Below are 15455 nucleotides of genomic sequence, written 5' to 3' on the forward strand. Positions count from 1 at the left end.
AGCAAAGAAGCGGCGATGATATACTTTTGCCCTGTGCAGTTACAGCCGCTATCCGCGCTGTGCCGGAGAAAACCAAAGGAAATGATGATGAAGAAACTGTTATCCGCCCTGCTGGCGACCGTGCTGAGCACCAGCGTGCTGCTGGCCGCGCCGTTCGCCGCCGCCAAAACCGACCGTCTGATCATTGAGGATGGTAACAATGCTGCCAGCAACGAAGACGCGCGCCAGAGCAAGGAGCAGTGGAACGATACCCGTAACCTGCGCCATAAAGTCAACACGCGCGTGGAGAAAGAGTTCGATAAAGCGGACCGCGCTTTTGACACCCGCGACGCCTGTGAAAAGAGTTACAACGTGAACGCCTACTGGGAGCCGAATACCCTGCGCTGCCTCGATCGCCGCACCGGACGTCCGCTGGCACCGTAATCAGCGAAGACTGCTATAGTTTTTACTGGCATCCGCACAAGGGAGTGAATGATGAAAAAACGTATTGCAGCTCTGTTTATTACCGCGCTGACGCTGCCAGTGCTGGCACAGGCTTCCTGTGAAAGCGTGCGCGCAGACATCAGCAAAAAAATTATCAGCAACGGCGTGGCGGAATCCGATTTTTCACTGGATATTGTCCCCAACGACCAGGCCGATCAGGCGGGTGGCCAGGTGGTCGGCCACTGTGAAAATGATTCGCAGAAAATTGTGTATAAGAAAAACGGCCGCGATGCTGACAGCAACGTGCCGGACAGTGCCGGCAGTTCCCAGGACGGCCCGGCACAGTAACCCCCAGGGCGGCGCGCGAGCCGCCCTGTTTTTATTCCGCTTCCGGCCGCTGACGCGGCATCAGCCAGGCAATCCATAACGTCAGAAGCGCAATCAGCATCGCCACCACAAAAACCCAGTGCAGCGACGCGGCGATCTGTCCGGTCCAGTGATGCAGCTGTTCCGCCGGCAGTGCCTGGCGCGTCTCCGGCGACATGATTTTCTGCATCGGATCGCTGGCCTGCGGCAGACGCAGTGCCAGGTTCAGATTCAGTACCGCGCCCATAACGGCCGTGCCCACGGCTGAGCCAATCATCCGGCTGAACATGATCGACGCGGTGCAGATGCCGCGTATTTCATAATGCGCATGATTCTGCACGGAAACCAGAAACGTGGTGCTGGTCATGCCCATACCGGTCCCAATCACAAACGCCGTGACCCCTGCCTGAATAACTGAACTCTCCGCCCGCAGTAACAGCAACAGCGCGCTGCCGGCAATCAGCAGCAAGGCCCCCAGCTGGGCGGTAAAACGGTACGATGTGACCAGCATCAGCCGTCCGCTCAGTGTGCTGGCCAGCGGCCAGCCGATGGACATCATCGCCAGCGCACTGCCCGCCTGCAGCGCTGAACCGCCGGTAATGCCCTGAATCCACGTCGGCAAAAAAGCGCTGATGCCCATCATGGTGGCCCCGATGATCAGATTACCGGCGTTGCCAGCCACGATTAGCCGGCTGCGCCACAGCGCCAGCGGGAACAGCGGTGCGGCGGCGCGCTGTTCATGCTGTTTGAGGCGCCAGCCGGCAACCAGCGCCAGCAGCAGGAACGGCAGCAGCCAGTAGCCCAGCGCTTCCGCCTGTAACAGCGCCACCAGCAGCGCAGTGACGCAGATCATCAGCCAGCAGCTGCCGGTGAGGTTAAGTCTGGCGCCCTGCGATGCCGTGCGCACCGGCAGAAAGCGCGCCAGCAGCAGCATCGACAGCAGGCCGACCGGCAGATTCACCCAGAAAATGACCGACCAGGAGAAGTGCTGCACCAGCCAGGCACCGCTCAGCGGCCCGATCACCGCCGCCACGCCCCAGACGCTGGAGAGCCAGCCCTGCACGCCGGCGCGCTCGCGTGGCGAATAGATGTCCGCCACGATGGTGGTGCTGAGCGGCATAATCGCCCCCGCTCCCAGCCCCTGAAAAGCGCGGAACAGGATCAGCCACGTCATGGTGTGGGCAAAGCCGCACAGCACTGAGCCGGTAAGAAACAGCGAGATGCCGATTAAGAAAAGGCGTTTACGCCCCCAGATATCTGCCAGACGACCGTACAGCGGTACGCTCACCGCCTGTGTTAACAGATAAATTGAGAACACCCAGCCAAACTGCGCAAATCCGCCCAGGTCAGCAATGATGGTGGGCATTGCCGTCGCGACAATGGTGACTTCAATCGCCGCCATAAACATGGCCAGCATGCAGGCGATCAATACCCAGTGACGGTGCTCCGTGTGTAATGCTGCGCTCTCTGTCATACGTCTCCCTTTTTTCCTCAAGGCTAGCTGAAAATGTGCCCGGTGAGGGTGTTCTGTGTGCGCATCTTTGTGACGTTGTCACCTATTTCGATAAATTTTTTTCATTGTCGCGGCATCCCTTTTCTCATGCGGGTTTCGCTTCGTTTTACCCTTTTTCTATCCCTCTGATTTTGCCGTAAAAACTGGCTATTACTGGAAAGCATTGCTATAGCTGTTGCAGGCGCTTTCTGATTAAGCGCCGGTAAAGCTTCGCTAAACAGTCATTTTACCTGCACTTTGTCAGCCTGGCGGATTTTCGTGCGTATCCTGAGTGAAACGCCGCCCGCGGCTGCGAATGACGCCGGTTGACGCATGAAAATTTTTTATCAGGGAGACGCACGCTATGCACAATGCATCGCTTGCCCGTCGTGCCGCACTGGCACTGCTGGCGATAGCCGTGGTGATTGCCTTGCTGGTCTGGGGATTAGGGCTGGATACCCTGCGCGCCCGCCGGGTGGATCTGCTTTACCTGGGTCAGCAGCATCTGTTTCTGGTGTTCTGGTCCATGCTGTTTGCTCTGCTGGTCGGCATTCCCAGCGGGATTATCCTCAGTCGCCCTTTTGCCCGGCGCTGGGCAGAGTACGTTATGCAAATCTTTAATGTCGGCAATACTTTGCCTCCGCTGGCCGTGCTGGCGCTGGCGATGGTCGTGGTCGGCATTGGCGACCGGCCGGCGCTGATTGCCCTCTTCCTCGCCTCGCTGTTGCCGATTGTGCGCAATACCTATGCCGGTTTAAGCGCGGTGCCGCCGTCGCTGATCGAAGCCGCCAACGGTATCGGCATGACCCGACTGCAGCGTCTGCGCCGGGTGGAAATCCCGAATGCCCTGCCTGTGATACTGGCCGGCGTGCGCATCGCCACCGCCATTAACGTCGGCACCGCCCCGCTGGCGTTCCTGATTGGGGCCAGCAGCTATGGTGAGCTGATTTTCCCCGGTATCTACCTTAATGACTTCCCGACGCTGATTCTCGGCGCAGCGGCCACCGCCCTGTTCGCCCTGATTCTGGATATGCTGCTGGCAGCACTGGGACGTTTTCTCAGCCCGCACACGGCTTAACACAGGGAGGCTGACCTTATGCTGAACATCAACCGGCTTATGCTCCGGATAAAACAGACGGTGCTGGCGCTGAGCGCCACCCTCATCCTCACACAAAGCGCCGCCGCTGCGTCGCCGATCGTCATGTCCACCAAGAGTTTTACCGAGCAGCACATTTTATCGGCGCTTACGGTTTTGTGGCTGCAAAAGCAGGGTTTTCAGGTGGTCCCGAAAACCAATATCGCCACCACCATCAGCCGCAATGCCATGATCAACAAACAGATCGATATGACCTGGGAGTATACCGGTACCTCGCTGATAATCTTTAACCACATCAATAAACCCCTCACCTCTGAACAGGCGTATGAAACGGTAAAAACCCTGGATGCAAAGCTGGGCCTGATCTGGCTGAAGCCGGCGCCGATGAACAACACCTACGCCTTTGCCATGCAGCGGGCGCGGGCAGACAAAGAAGGCATTTCAACGCTGTCGCAGCTGGTCGCAAAGCTGGAGGCGGTGCGCAAACAGGATCCAGACCACAACTGGCGGCTTGGACTGGATCTGGAGTTCGCCGGCCGTTCCGATGGCCTCAGGCCGCTGCAGCAGGTCTACAACATGCCGCTTGATCGGCCGCAAATCCGGCAGATGGACCCGGGACTGGTGTACAACGCGGTGCGGGACGGCTTTGTCGATGCGGGCCTGGTGTATACCACTGACGGTCGGGTGAAAGGTTTTGATCTGAAAGTGCTGGAAGATGATAAGCATTTCTTCCCAGGTTACAACGTCACGCCTGTGGTGCGTAAAGATGTGCTGGAAAGCCATCCGGGGCTGGAAGCAGCGCTGAATCAGCTGTCTGCGCTGATCACCGATGACGTCATCACGGAAATGAATAAGCGCGTGGATATTGACCATCAGTCACCGCAGCAGGTCGCGCGTGACTTTCTGCAATCCAGGAACATGCTGTAAGGAGGCGCAATGGATACCCTGCATTACATCATGAATAACTGGCACACTCTGCTGCTCCTGACGTGGCAACATACCTGGCTGGTGCTGGTGGCGGTCGGATTTGCGATTATCGCTGGCGTGCCGCTGGGCATTTTAATTGTGCGCTTTAAGTGGCTGGCAACGCCGGTGCTGGGCATTGCCACCCTCGTGCTGACCATACCGACCATTGCGCTGTTTGGTCTGATGATCCCCCTGTTTTCGCTGATCGGTCAGGGAATAGGTGCCCTGCCGGCGATCACCGCCGTGTTCCTTTACTCGCTGCTGCCGATTGTGCGCAATACCCACACCGCGCTGGAAAACCTGCCGCCCGGCTTGCGTGAAGCCGGGCGCGGTATTGGGATGACCTTCTGGCAGCGTTTGCGCTGGGTGGAAATTCCCATGGCGCTGCCGGTGATTTTTGGCGGTATTCGCACTGCCGTGGTGATGAACGTAGGCGTAATGGCGATTGCCGCAGTAATTGGCGCGGGCGGGCTTGGCCTGCAGCTGCTGGACGGCATCAGCGGCAGCGATGTACGCATGCTGATTGCCGGCGCGCTGATGATCTGCCTGCTGGCTATTGTTCTTGACTGGCTGCTGCACCGTCTGCAGTCAGCACTGACTCCTAAGGGGATTCGATAATGATAAAACTGGAAAACCTGACGAAAACCTTTATCCAGAAAAACGGGACGCCGTTTAATGCGGTGGACAACGTTAGCCTGGAGGTGCCCGCCGGAGAAATCTGCGTCCTGCTCGGCCCGTCCGGCTGTGGCAAGACCACCACCCTGAAGATGATTAACCGCCTGATTCCGGCCAGCAGCGGAAAGATTCTGATCAATGGTGAAGACACCAGCGGGCAGGATACCGTGACGCTGCGCCGCAACATCGGCTATGTAATTCAGCAAATCGGCCTGTTCCCCAATATGACCATCGAAGAGAACATCACGGTGGTGCCGCGCATGCTGGGCTGGGACAAAAAGCGCTGCCGCGAGCGCGCCACAGAACTGATGAGTATGGTGGCGCTGGACCCGGCAAAATTTCTGCATCGCTATCCGCGCGAAATGTCGGGCGGCCAGCAGCAGCGTATCGGCGTAATCCGCGCGCTGGCTGCAGATCCGCCGGTGCTGCTGATGGATGAACCCTTTGGCGCAGTGGACCCGATTAACCGGGAAGTGATTCAGAATGAGTTCCTTGAGATGCAGCGCCAGCTGAAGAAAACCGTCATGCTGGTCAGCCACGATATTGATGAAGCGCTCAAGCTGGGCGATCGCATTGCGGTGTTTGGCCAGGGCAAAATCGTGCAGTGCGCCAGCCCGGATGAACTGCTGGCAAGACCGGCAAATGAGTTTGTCGGTTCGTTTGTCGGCCAAGATCGCACGCTAAAACGCCTGCTGCTGGTGCAGGCCGGTGACGTTACCGATCAGCAACCCACCATTACCGTGCAGCGCAGCACGCCGCTCTCGCAGGCGTTCGCCACCATGGATGACAACGATATGCGCTCTATTACAGTGGTGGATGATGATGGCCGGCCGCTGGGCTTTGTAAAACGTCGCGAAGCGCGCGGTGCCACCGGCCGCTGTGAAGAGATTCTGCACACCTTCAGGGTGACCGGCAAAGCGGAGGAGAACCTGCGCGTGGTGCTCTCAAAACTTTATGAGCACAACACCGTCTGGATGCCGATTGTGGATGAGGAAGGCCGTTATAGCGGGGAGATTTCTCAGGATTATATTGCGGACTACCTGAGCTCTGGCCGGACGCGCCGGCGACTCAATCCCTGAAGGCACGCCATCATCGTAACCGGGCGCCGCAGGCCAGCGGAAAAGTGGGCCTCTAAGGCCACACCGCGTTCCGCAGTCTGCGTCACAGAGCCGGCGCCAGCCACGGCGCTGGCGCTGTCACACTCCTGTCTGGCGGGCGCGGATGGGCCGCGCTGTGCGGGTGATGCCCGCCGCACGATTCTGCGCCTCAGGCATCCGGCGATTTTTCTGCCGCATTGAGGGTAACCGGCTGGGGCAGCTCTGACGGCAGCACCACATTCAACAGCATGGCCAGAATGCCGCCGGTGGTCACCGCGTGTCCGAAAAGATGACTTACCAGCGGCGGGAACTGCTTCAGCACATCCGGCACCGCTTCTACCCCCAGTCCGATACCAAATGACACCGCGACAATCAGCATTTCACGGCGTCCCAGCGGGGATTGCGTCATAACGCGAATGCCGGCGGCCACCACGCTGCCGAACATGACCAGCGTCGCGCCCCCCAGCACCGGCGGCGGAATTTGCTGCAGCAGATCACCAATCACCGGGAAAATCCCCAGCAGTACCAGCATGACGCCAATCACCATGCCAACATACCGGCTGGCAACGCCGGTCATCTGAATCACGCCGTTGTTTTGCGCAAAGGTGGTATTGGGAAAAGCGGAAAACAGCGCTGCCAGCAAACAGCTGATGCCATCGGCAAGAATGCCGCCCTGCAGACGACGCTGAAAGCCTTCACCCGTCAGCGGCTGGCGTGATATCAGGCAGTTGGCGGTTAAATCTCCTACTGCTTCAATCACGCAGATCACGGACACCAGCGCCACCGGAACAAACAGTGTCCAGTCAAAGTTAAAGCCAAAACGCAAAAAGGTGGGCAGCACCAGCCAGTGGGCGTCCGCCATGGGCTTCAGGGGCAGATGCCCGGTCAGCGCCGCGGCGATACAGCCCACGCCAATGCCGGCCACCACCGCCACCAGTCGCATCCAGCGGTTGTGCGCGCGGTTCAGCACAATAATCACCAGCAATGTCAGCGCGCCCAACGCCAGATTGCCCGGCGCGCCAAAATCTGCGGCGTGATGACCGCCGGCCCAGTCAGTGATGCTGACTTTAATCAGGCTGATGCCAATCAGGGTGATTACCGTGCCGGTGACCACTGGCGTCAGCACTTTGCGCAGCGGCGCAATACAGCGGCTGATCAGCATCGGGATCAGCGCCGCCACCAGATTGCAGCCAAAGATCATGGCAAGCATCTCTTCGGGAGAACCGCCCTGCGCTTTGACCATCAGCCCGCCGGAGAGGATAACGCCGAGAAAAGCAAAGCTGGTGCCCTGCAGACAAATCATGCCCGCGCCGATCCCCAGCACGCGACGCGCCTGCAGAAAGGTTCCAAGGCCGGAGACCAGCAGCGACATACTGATCAGATAGGGAATATACGCCTGCAGCCCCAGCACGGAGCCGATAATCAGCGGCGGCGTAATGATGCCAACGACGCTGGCCAGCACGTGTTGCAACGCGGCGAAAAATGCCGGGGCCGGACCAATGCGGTCGTCCAGCCCGTATAACAAACCTTTTTCCTGTGGATGTGACATAGCGATGCTCCGGCTTTCGGGGGATTCATTAGCCGGACTGATGCAGGAAACGCGCCAGAGCGCAGAAAAACCGTTGTTCTGTAGCTAATTGGTTGAATATAAAGGCCTGTTCGGAGACGATCGCCGGTGACCGGGCCTGAAACGCCGGATTCAGCCAGCGGCGATTTGCGCCCCGTTGTTTCATCATGCGGCGGGTTTTGCACTCTCGCTGTGCAGCGCGCTGATATCCAGATAATCACTGAGGTCGCGCTGCTCTGCGCGCGGCAGGTAAGGCAGCTCACCCAGCAGCGGTGCGCCAAGCTTTTCGCGCAGCACGTCGATGATCTGCGCATAATGTGCCAGCCCCGGATTGATGCGGTTTGCCACCCAGCCAGCTAAGGGCAAACCGTCCCGGGCGATCGCTTCTGCGGTCAGCAGCGCATGACTGATGCAGCCCTCCTTGATCCCGGCCACCAGAATGACCGGCAGCTGCTCCTGCTGCACCCAGCCAGAAAGCGGGTGCAGGTGGTTCAGCAGGCTGCGCCAGCCGCCGGTGCCCTCGACCACGACGCGATCGGCGCGCTGTTGCAAATCCGCCAGGCCGCGACTCAGCAAGGAAAAATTCACCGGCTCTGCCGGCCGGGTCGCCCTTTCCTGCTCCGTCAGCAGTACGGGATTCACGGCGCTGTAGGCCAGACTGAGGCCAGAGGCCTGCTGCAGCAACAGCGCGTCTTTATTACGTAAACCTTCTGGCGTCTGCTGTGCACTGCGCGCCACCGGTTTATAACCGGCTGCGCACAGATTCGCCCGGGCAAAGCACTGCAGCAGTGCACGGGAAACCACGGTCTTACCCACCGCAGTGTCGGTTCCGGTGATAAAAAGCGTTTTCACCTCTTTCCTCCTTCGTTTGAGCGATGCGTAACCTGCGAAGAAGGCAGTGTAAGGAAAGGTGGGAGTGCGCGGCTTGCGTTAGCGCAAACTTCAGGCGGGATCGGCTTATCCCTGCAGCAGTTTCACCAGCAGATGGCCGCTGTACATCGCATCTTTGATCAGCGCCGCCGCGCCCAGCGTACCAGGATCGTTAAAAGCGGCCGGTGCCAGCTGAATGGCTTCACTGTAGGCGGGCAGCGCCTGCTGCCGGATGGTGCTGCTCACGGCGGGAAACAGCACGTCTGCCGCCAGATTGAGTGGCGAGCCAATAAGGATTTGTTGCGGATTAAAGATATTGACCATCATCGCCAGCATACGGCCGATATGGTGACCGACTCCGGCAATCACATCATGCGCCAGACGATCGCCCTGCAGAGCGGCCTGACACAGGCTTTCCAGCGTCAGCGCCTGCTGATGCAGCCGGCTCTCGGGCTGCGCAGGCAGGCGCTGTGCCGCCAGCTGCAGCAGGCTGCCGGTGCTGGCCACCGTTTCCAGACAGCCATGGTTGCCGCAGTAGCACTGCTGGCCGTAAGGATCGATTTGCGTATGGCCGATTTCCACCAGCGCGCGCCCGCTTTTATGCAGCAGCTGGCCACCGCTGATCACGCCGGCACCGACGGTTTCATCTATCACGATCTGAATCACATCCTGCGCGCCGCGTGAGGCACCAAACAGCGACTCCGCCAGCGTCCAGGCAGAAATGTCGTGCTGCACAAACACCGGCAGCCCGCTGCGCGCTGACAGGGTTTCCCCCAGCGGCATCTCCTGCACGTCGTAGCCGGGCATACGGTGCACCACGCCTGAAGCGGCATTGATCAGGCCCGGCAGGGTAATGGCAATGGCCGTCAGGCGCTCCAGCAGGTGCTGATGACGGATAAAGAAGGCGTCGACCAGCTCCTGCAGCCGCGTCAGCAGCGGCATCGCCGCGCTGGCGGCCAGCGGCAGGCGATCTTCCTGCAGCGTACGGCTGCTGAGATCGCGCAGCGTTAGTGTGATAAAGCCCGGTTGAATACGCACCGCCAGATAGTGCCAGGCAACGGTGTCGAGGATCAAACCAATGGCGGGGCGTCCGCGGCTGCCGGGCTCCTGAAACTCTGTTTCCTGCACCAGATGCGCATCCAGCATTTCACGCACAATTTTGGTGATACTGGCTGGCGCCAGCTGGGCACGTTTAGAAAGCTCAATACGCGAAATCGGGCCGTAATGGTCAATCAGTCGGTAAACCACACCTGCGTTGGTCTGTTTAATTTGGTCAATGTGGCCAGGCTGACTGTCCAGATTCACGCCCTGCTCCCGGTTATTTTCGCGCTTCTAAATAAACAGCAGCTATGGTGATGCAGTTTGGCCGGCAGCGTCAAATATTTGATTAGAAATGTGATTTATCGCACATAAAGTGCCGGGGTATCGCGCGTGGCTGGTTTATTTTTCCGCACCGCGCAGCAGTAAATCCATCATGTTGCGCATCTGCGCCGTGGGCTCGCGCTGCGCCGACCACACCAGCCACACTTCCGAGGTGGCGTCCTTCTCCTGCAGCGGCAGCCACACCACATCAGCCAGCCGGGCGCGCCGGAACGAGGCCGGCAGAATGGATACGCCAAGTCCGGTTGCCACCAGGCCAAGAATGGTCATCGCTTCGCCCACTTCCTGGGTAATAAACGGGGTAATCTGGTAGCGGTGCAGCAGCGCCAGGATTTCACTGTACAGCGCGGTGCCGCCCTGCGGATCAAAAAAGACAAATGGCTCGCTGGCCAGCGCCTGAACCGAGAGGGTTTCCGCATCAGCCAGCGGGTGGGCCCAGTGAACCACCGCGCTTAACGGCTCACGCAGCAGCAGCCGGTACTGTAAATCGGCAGGCAGCGGTGTATTACGCATCACACCCAGATCCAGCCGCCCTTCATGCAGCGGGGTCAACTGCTGACGCGTATTGTTTTCCTGCATCTGAATGTGCACTTCCGGCCAGCGCTGGCGGAACTGATACAGCGCATCGGACATCAGGCCGGTAAAAGGCGCGGACGACGTAAAGCCAATCCGCAGTTCCCCTTCCTGGCCGTGATGAATGCGCGCAGCGCGCTGCACCGCCTGCTCAACCTGTAGCAGCGTGGCACGCGCGTCCTGTAAAAAGGCCTCACCGGCCGGCGTCAGCTGCACGCTGCGGTTGGTGCGGCTAAACAGCCGGGCCGCCATCGCCTGCTCCAGCTGCTGAATCTGCTGGCTGAGCGGCGGCTGGGAAATATGCAGCCGCTGCGCGGCGCGGCCAAAATGCAGCTCTTCCGCGACGGCGACAAAATAGCGCAAATGGCGCAGCTCAATATTCATAGGCAAAAGGTCTTATTTGAGATTATTAATATATTGTACAACCTAATATGCTTTTCCTACAGTGACAGGACGCTTACCCGACTGAGGAAATGACGTGAGTCGCCCTTCATCCGCAGTGACACTGCATAACGACGATCTCTCCACCCGCCAGCCTGCAGTGCCGGATTCAGCCTGGATTGAACGCGGATCGCCGCGCTTTTTCCGCGTGACGCTGGCACTGTTCTCGGCCGGACTGGCCACCTTCGCCCTGCTTTACTGCGTACAGCCGATCCTGCCGGTGCTGTCACAGCAGTTTGGCGTATCCCCTGCGGAAAGCAGCGTGTCGCTCTCCCTTTCCACCGCCCTGATGGCGCTGGGTCTGCTGTTTACCGGCCCGCTTTCGGATGCCATTGGCCGTAAATCGGTGATGGTGACATCGCTGACGCTTGCCGCACTGTGCACGCTGGTATCCGCCACCATGAGCAGCTGGCACGGCATTCTGCTGATGCGCGCGCTGACCGGGTTATCCCTCAGCGGCGTGGCGGCAGTCGGCATGACCTATCTGAGTGAAGAGATGCATCCCCGGGTGGTTGCGTTCTCAATGGGGCTGTATATCAGCGGCAATTCGATTGGTGGCATGAGCGGACGACTGCTGAGCGGCGTACTGACCGATTTCTTCTCATGGCGGATAGCGATCGGCGTGATCGGTGCCTGTGCGCTGGCGGGCGCGCTGATGTTCTGGAAAATTCTGCCGGCGTCGCGCCATTTCCGTCCGGCTTCGCTGCGCCCGCGCAGCCTGCTGCTGAACTTCCGTCTGCACTGGCGTGACAAAGGCCTGCCGCTGCTGTTTGCCGAAGGTTTTCTGCTGATGGGGGCGTTTGTCACCCTGTTCAACTACATCGGTTACCGGCTGCTGAGTGCGCCCTGGTCGCTGAGCCAGGCGGTTGTGGGCTTGCTGTCGGTAGTGTATCTCACTGGTTCATGGAGTTCGCCCAAAGCCGGAGCGATGACCAGCCGCTACGGGCGCGGCCCGGTGATGATTGCCGCCACGGCAGTCATGCTGAGCGGACTGCTGCTGACGGTGTTCAGCTCGCTGTGGATTATTCTGCCTGGCATGATGCTGTTTACCGCCGGCTTCTTTGCGGCGCATTCGGTGGCCAGCGGCTGGATTGGCCCGCGCGCGCGGCGCGCGAAAGGCCAGGCGTCATCGCTGTATCTGTTCAGCTACTACCTCGGCTCCAGCGTGGCCGGCACCTTCGGCGGCGTGTTCTGGCACCAGTATGGCTGGCCGGGCGTCACGGTGTTTATCAGCGTATTGCTGGTGCTGGCGCTGCTGACCGGCCTGCGTTTGCAGGGCCGGAAACTGTAATACTCCTCATCTGTTTAGCGGGGCCAGTCCGGCCCCGCCGCTCCGCTTTTCCCGTAAAATCCGCTATTTACTCAGTGCCGGTTAAAACAAAACGACCATAAGTCGCTATAATTCGTTTTATTCCAACAATATGTAGACTTTATTTTTCACAGCAATGAGGTGGTCAGATGGAACGCTTTTACTACGTCGATAAGCACGCCGGCTATAACGACAATCATGTGGTGCATGCCAAAGGCTGCCCGTTCCTGCCTCAGGACAGCGCACGGCGTTTTCTCGGGACCTTTTATGCGCCCGCCGCCGCCATCCAGCAGGCGCGAAAATTTTATCCGGGTGCGCTGGGCTGTGAACATTGTTGTCCGGTGGCGGTAAAAAAAAACCTGAGCCTGCACAATAGCGTGGCCCTGAAACATATGGCCTGACTCTGATAATCCTGGCCTGACCGCTGGCGTTACCGTCAGGCCGGTTTTATTAGCCGCGTTGCGCCATTTCTCTATAACAGAAACGTGCGACTCAGTTTTCACTGGATCGCCTCTGCCATGGTAGAATCTCTGCGATTGCTGTCCGGCCGCAGCCGGCCTTGCACAAAAGATCGCTCTTCCCCGCGCATACTCTCTGCGCCCTGCCGCGCTCTCTTTAGCCAGCATCACCGTCACCGGGGCCGGCTAAAATAGCGATACCCGTCAGCACATTACGCAGCCTTCACGCTGCGAAAAAATATTCCGTCTGAAATCCCGGTGAAAGGTTTCCATCCGCTCATTAATGCTCCACAATAGGAGAAGTTTGTGACCTAGGTCACTTTATCAGGCGTTCTGGCGCCTCCTGACCGCCGCTAAATCAATTTGAATTCCATGCAATCAACTACCGTTTCACGTAAAACAGCCTGGCTGCGCGTTGTGCTGCTGGCCATCGCGGCTTTTGTCTTTAACACCACCGAGTTTGTGCCGGTCGGCCTGCTGTCCGATATTGCCGACAGCTTTGCCATGAAAACCGCCGATGTCGGCATCATGCTCACCATCTATGCCTGGGTGGTGGCGCTGTTGTCGCTGCCGCTGATGCTGCTGACACGCAACATTGAACGCCGGCTGCTGCTGGCGGTGCTGTTTGTGCTGTTTGTCGCCAGTCACGTCCTCTCTTCGTTCGCGTGGGATTTCACCTCGCTGGTGATTTCACGTATCGGTATTGCCCTGGCACACGCGGTGTTCTGGTCAATCACTGCGTCGCTGGCGATTCGCGTGGCACCGGCAGGGAAAAAAACCCAGGCGCTGAGTATGCTGGCGACCGGCACCGCCCTGGCGATGGTGCTCGGGGTGCCGATTGGCCGTATCGTCGGGCAATATCTTGGCTGGCGCACCACCTTTGGCATGATCGGTCTCTCCGCGCTGGTGCTGATGATTCTGCTGGTGCGCGTCCTGCCGCGCCTGCCCAGCGAGCATACCGGTTCGCTCAGCAGCGTACCGATGCTGTTTCGCCGTCCGGCGCTGGTGGCAATGTACCTGCTGGTCACCGTGGTGGTCACCGCGCACTATACCGCTTACAGCTATATTGAGCCCTTTATGCAGCTGGTGGCGAACGCGGACGAGAACTTTACCACCCTGCTGCTGCTGCTGTTTGGATCGGCGGGGATTCTGGGCAGCCTGCTGTTCAGCACGCTGGGCAATAAGTTTCCGTCCGGGCTGCTGATCGCTGCCATTGCGCTGATCACCCTGTGCATGGGGCTGTTGCTGTTCGCGGCCGTGCGCCCGGCGGCTATCGTGCTGCTGTGCATCATCTGGGGTATGGCCATGATGATGATTGGCCTGGCTATGCAGGTGCGCGTACTGTCGCTGGCACCCGACGCCACAGATGTCGCGATGTCGCTGTTTTCCGGCATCTATAACATCGGTATTGGCGCCGGCGCGTTACTGGGTAACCAGGTCAGCGAGCATCTGCAGATGTCCGATGTGGGAAATGTCGGCGGGCTGATTGGCCTGGCAGCCCTGTTCTGGTGTATCGCCATCTTCCGGCGCTATCCGCAGCTACGCTCTAACGGGTAATGCGTTGACAGGCGGCCGCAGCGGGCCGCCTTTTTGATCAGCGCAGATAAAACATGGGCTGCAGTTCGCTGCTCACCGGGCTGTTATCGGCGTTGACGGGCATCAGGGTTTTCATGGACGCCCACCAGCGCTGGCACACCTCCGTCTGCGCAATGGCCTGCCAGCGCGCCTCCGATTCAATGTCGACGCTGGCGAACAGCAGATGGCGCTCTGCGTCCAGCCAGATGGCGTAATGGTGCACACCGTGGTCTTTCAGCGTCTGCGCCAGCTCCGGCCAGATGGGCGTGTGGCGGCGCAGATATTCATCGTGGCAGTGCGCATGCACCTGCATAACGAAGGCCTTACGCAACATCACTGCGCTCCGCCTGCAGCGCGGCCTGCCACGGCCGGACATCAAAGCGCTCGGCCAGCTCCATCAGCTGTTCAGTGGTGATACTCTGGCGGATGCCGCCCATTGACAGCACTTTTACCACCACTTCAGACGCTTTTTCTGCCGTATCGATCAGGCCAAACGTCTCATCCAGCGTCGGGCCGGCACCAAACACACCGTGAAACGGCCACATCACCAGGCTGTGCTTTGTCATGGCATCTGCGGTCGCCTGACCAATCGCATCGGTGCCTGGTACCATCCACGGCAGAATGCCTACTCCCTCCGGGAACACCACCAGACACTCCGTGCTGCCCTCCCACAACAGGCGCGTGAAGCGGGCCGGGTCCAGATTAACCACATAGCTCAGCGCCATAAAATGCGTAGCGTGACAATGCATAATGACGCGATCGGCCCCCTGTGAAAGCTGCTTGCGCACGCTGTGGGACTGAAAATGCGCCGCCAGTTCGGAGGTCGGCAGGCCGCCATGACACAAGCCCCAGTGTATTTTGTAAGCTAACCCGCTGTCATCCACCTGCAGCAGCGCCAGACAGTCAGCTGGATCGAGCTGGACGTTGCGGAAAAACTTGCCGGAACCGGTCACGATAAACCAGTCACCGGCCAGCGCCGGCACGGGCTGGCTCAGTTCAATGCAGCGCGGCTCGGGGTAAAAATCTGCGCGGAAGGCGCTGACCTCCTCCGGCAGCAGACGCAGGCTGACATTGCCGCCGTTGCGCTCATCCCAGCCTTTAAGCCACATATCACTGGTCACTTTGACCATGCCCTGCACAAACCCGGCGTTAAGTATGTTTTGCATG

At 59.3% G+C, this 15455-nt stretch carries 17 protein-coding genes; 9 read left to right on the forward strand and 8 right to left on the reverse strand.

What is annotated here, in order from left to right:
• Positions 1-87: 87 nt before the first annotated feature.
• Both D8B20_RS08605 and D8B20_RS08610 read left to right on the forward strand, forming a co-directional pair.
• Complete coding sequence (locus D8B20_RS08605) at positions 88-423, forward strand: DUF1283 family protein (RefSeq protein WP_145888478.1); 336 nt, start codon at positions 88-90, stop codon at positions 421-423.
• 51 nt (positions 424-474) lie between these two features.
• Positions 475-771 carry a DUF1161 domain-containing protein gene (locus D8B20_RS08610; protein WP_145890501.1) on the forward strand — a complete coding sequence of 99 codons (297 nt, stop codon included), beginning with the start codon at positions 475-477 and terminating at the stop codon, positions 769-771.
• A gap of 31 nt (positions 772-802) precedes the next feature.
• Here the strand turns inward: D8B20_RS08610 and D8B20_RS08615 are convergent, their stop codons facing one another.
• The gene (locus D8B20_RS08615) at positions 803-2263 is read right to left on the reverse strand and encodes an MDR family MFS transporter (RefSeq protein ID WP_145888479.1); all 1461 of its coding nucleotides are present in this window, start codon (positions 2261-2263) and stop codon (positions 803-805) included.
• Between the two features lie 382 nt (positions 2264-2645).
• Between D8B20_RS08615 and D8B20_RS08620 the strand changes: the two genes are divergently transcribed.
• The 4 genes from D8B20_RS08620 to osmV are packed head-to-tail and all read left to right on the forward strand — an operon-like array spanning position 2646 to position 6097.
• On the forward strand, positions 2646-3359 hold the full coding sequence (locus tag D8B20_RS08620; RefSeq protein WP_145888481.1) for an ABC transporter permease: 714 nt from the start codon (positions 2646-2648) through the stop codon (positions 3357-3359).
• Positions 3360-3398: 39 nt separating this feature from the next.
• The gene (locus D8B20_RS08625) at positions 3399-4304 is read left to right on the forward strand and encodes a glycine betaine ABC transporter substrate-binding protein (RefSeq protein WP_186454434.1); all 906 of its coding nucleotides are present in this window, start codon (positions 3399-3401) and stop codon (positions 4302-4304) included.
• Positions 4305-4313: 9 nt separating this feature from the next.
• Positions 4314-4961, forward strand: a complete 648-nt coding sequence (gene osmW / locus D8B20_RS08630) for an osmoprotectant ABC transporter permease OsmW (protein WP_145888484.1) — start codon at positions 4314-4316, stop codon at positions 4959-4961.
• Positions 4961-6097: an osmoprotectant ABC transporter ATP-binding protein OsmV gene (gene osmV / locus D8B20_RS08635; RefSeq protein ID WP_145888486.1), complete on the forward strand. Its 1137-nt coding sequence runs from the start codon at positions 4961-4963 to the stop codon at positions 6095-6097. The genes osmW and osmV overlap by 1 nt, the downstream gene beginning before the upstream one ends.
• A 187-nt stretch (positions 6098-6284) precedes the next feature.
• Here the strand turns inward: osmV and D8B20_RS08640 are convergent, their stop codons facing one another.
• The 5 genes from D8B20_RS08640 to D8B20_RS08655 all read right to left on the reverse strand — a co-directional run bounded on the left by D8B20_RS08640 (position 6285) and on the right by D8B20_RS08655 (position 10889).
• Positions 6285-7664, reverse strand: a complete 1380-nt coding sequence (locus tag D8B20_RS08640; protein ID WP_145888487.1) for a nucleobase:cation symporter-2 family protein — start codon at positions 7662-7664, stop codon at positions 6285-6287.
• A 28-nt stretch (positions 7665-7692) separates the two neighbouring features.
• Positions 7693-7851 (reverse strand): hypothetical protein, encoded by a 159-nt coding sequence (locus D8B20_RS21585; RefSeq protein ID WP_186454416.1) that lies wholly within the window; start codon positions 7849-7851, stop codon positions 7693-7695.
• Complete coding sequence (bioD, locus tag D8B20_RS08645) at positions 7848-8534, reverse strand: dethiobiotin synthase (protein ID WP_145888488.1); 687 nt, start codon at positions 8532-8534, stop codon at positions 7848-7850. Before bioD ends, D8B20_RS21585 begins: the two co-directional genes overlap by 4 nt.
• Before the next feature lie 105 nt (positions 8535-8639).
• Positions 8640-9857, reverse strand: coding sequence for a sugar metabolism global transcriptional regulator Mlc (gene mlc, locus D8B20_RS08650; protein ID WP_145888489.1), 1218 nt, complete (start codon positions 9855-9857; stop codon positions 8640-8642).
• A 135-nt stretch (positions 9858-9992) separates the two neighbouring features.
• Positions 9993-10889 carry a LysR family transcriptional regulator gene (locus tag D8B20_RS08655; protein WP_145888490.1) on the reverse strand — a complete coding sequence of 299 codons (897 nt, stop codon included), beginning with the start codon at positions 10887-10889 and terminating at the stop codon, positions 9993-9995.
• Between the two features lie 94 nt (positions 10890-10983).
• Here D8B20_RS08655 and ynfM point away from each other — a divergent pair, with 94 nt between their 5' ends.
• From ynfM to D8B20_RS08670, 3 genes are all read left to right on the forward strand, one after another.
• On the forward strand, positions 10984-12237 hold the full coding sequence (gene ynfM, locus D8B20_RS08660; protein WP_145888491.1) for a multidrug efflux MFS transporter YnfM/SxtP(Kp): 1254 nt from the start codon (positions 10984-10986) through the stop codon (positions 12235-12237).
• A gap of 167 nt (positions 12238-12404) precedes the next feature.
• Entirely contained in the window at positions 12405-12656 is a 252-nt protein-coding gene (locus tag D8B20_RS08665; protein ID WP_145888492.1) for a hypothetical protein, read from the forward strand.
• Between the two features lie 429 nt (positions 12657-13085).
• The gene (locus tag D8B20_RS08670; protein WP_145888493.1) at positions 13086-14270 is read left to right on the forward strand and encodes a sugar transporter; all 1185 of its coding nucleotides are present in this window, start codon (positions 13086-13088) and stop codon (positions 14268-14270) included.
• A 37-nt stretch (positions 14271-14307) separates the two neighbouring features.
• On the opposite strand, the gene rhaM is transcribed toward D8B20_RS08670, so the two are convergent.
• A complete protein-coding gene (rhaM, locus tag D8B20_RS08675; protein ID WP_145888494.1) occupies positions 14308-14622 on the reverse strand; it encodes an L-rhamnose mutarotase in 315 nt (104 codons plus the stop codon).
• Positions 14612-15454, reverse strand: a complete 843-nt coding sequence (rhaD, locus tag D8B20_RS08680; protein WP_145888495.1) for a rhamnulose-1-phosphate aldolase — start codon at positions 15452-15454, stop codon at positions 14612-14614. The genes rhaM and rhaD overlap by 11 nt, the downstream gene beginning before the upstream one ends.
• Position 15455: the final 1 nt, after the last annotated feature.

The sequence above is a fragment of the Candidatus Pantoea soli genome, assembly GCF_007833795.1.
In the GTDB taxonomy this organism is placed as follows: domain Bacteria; phylum Pseudomonadota; class Gammaproteobacteria; order Enterobacterales; family Enterobacteriaceae; genus Pantoea; species Pantoea soli.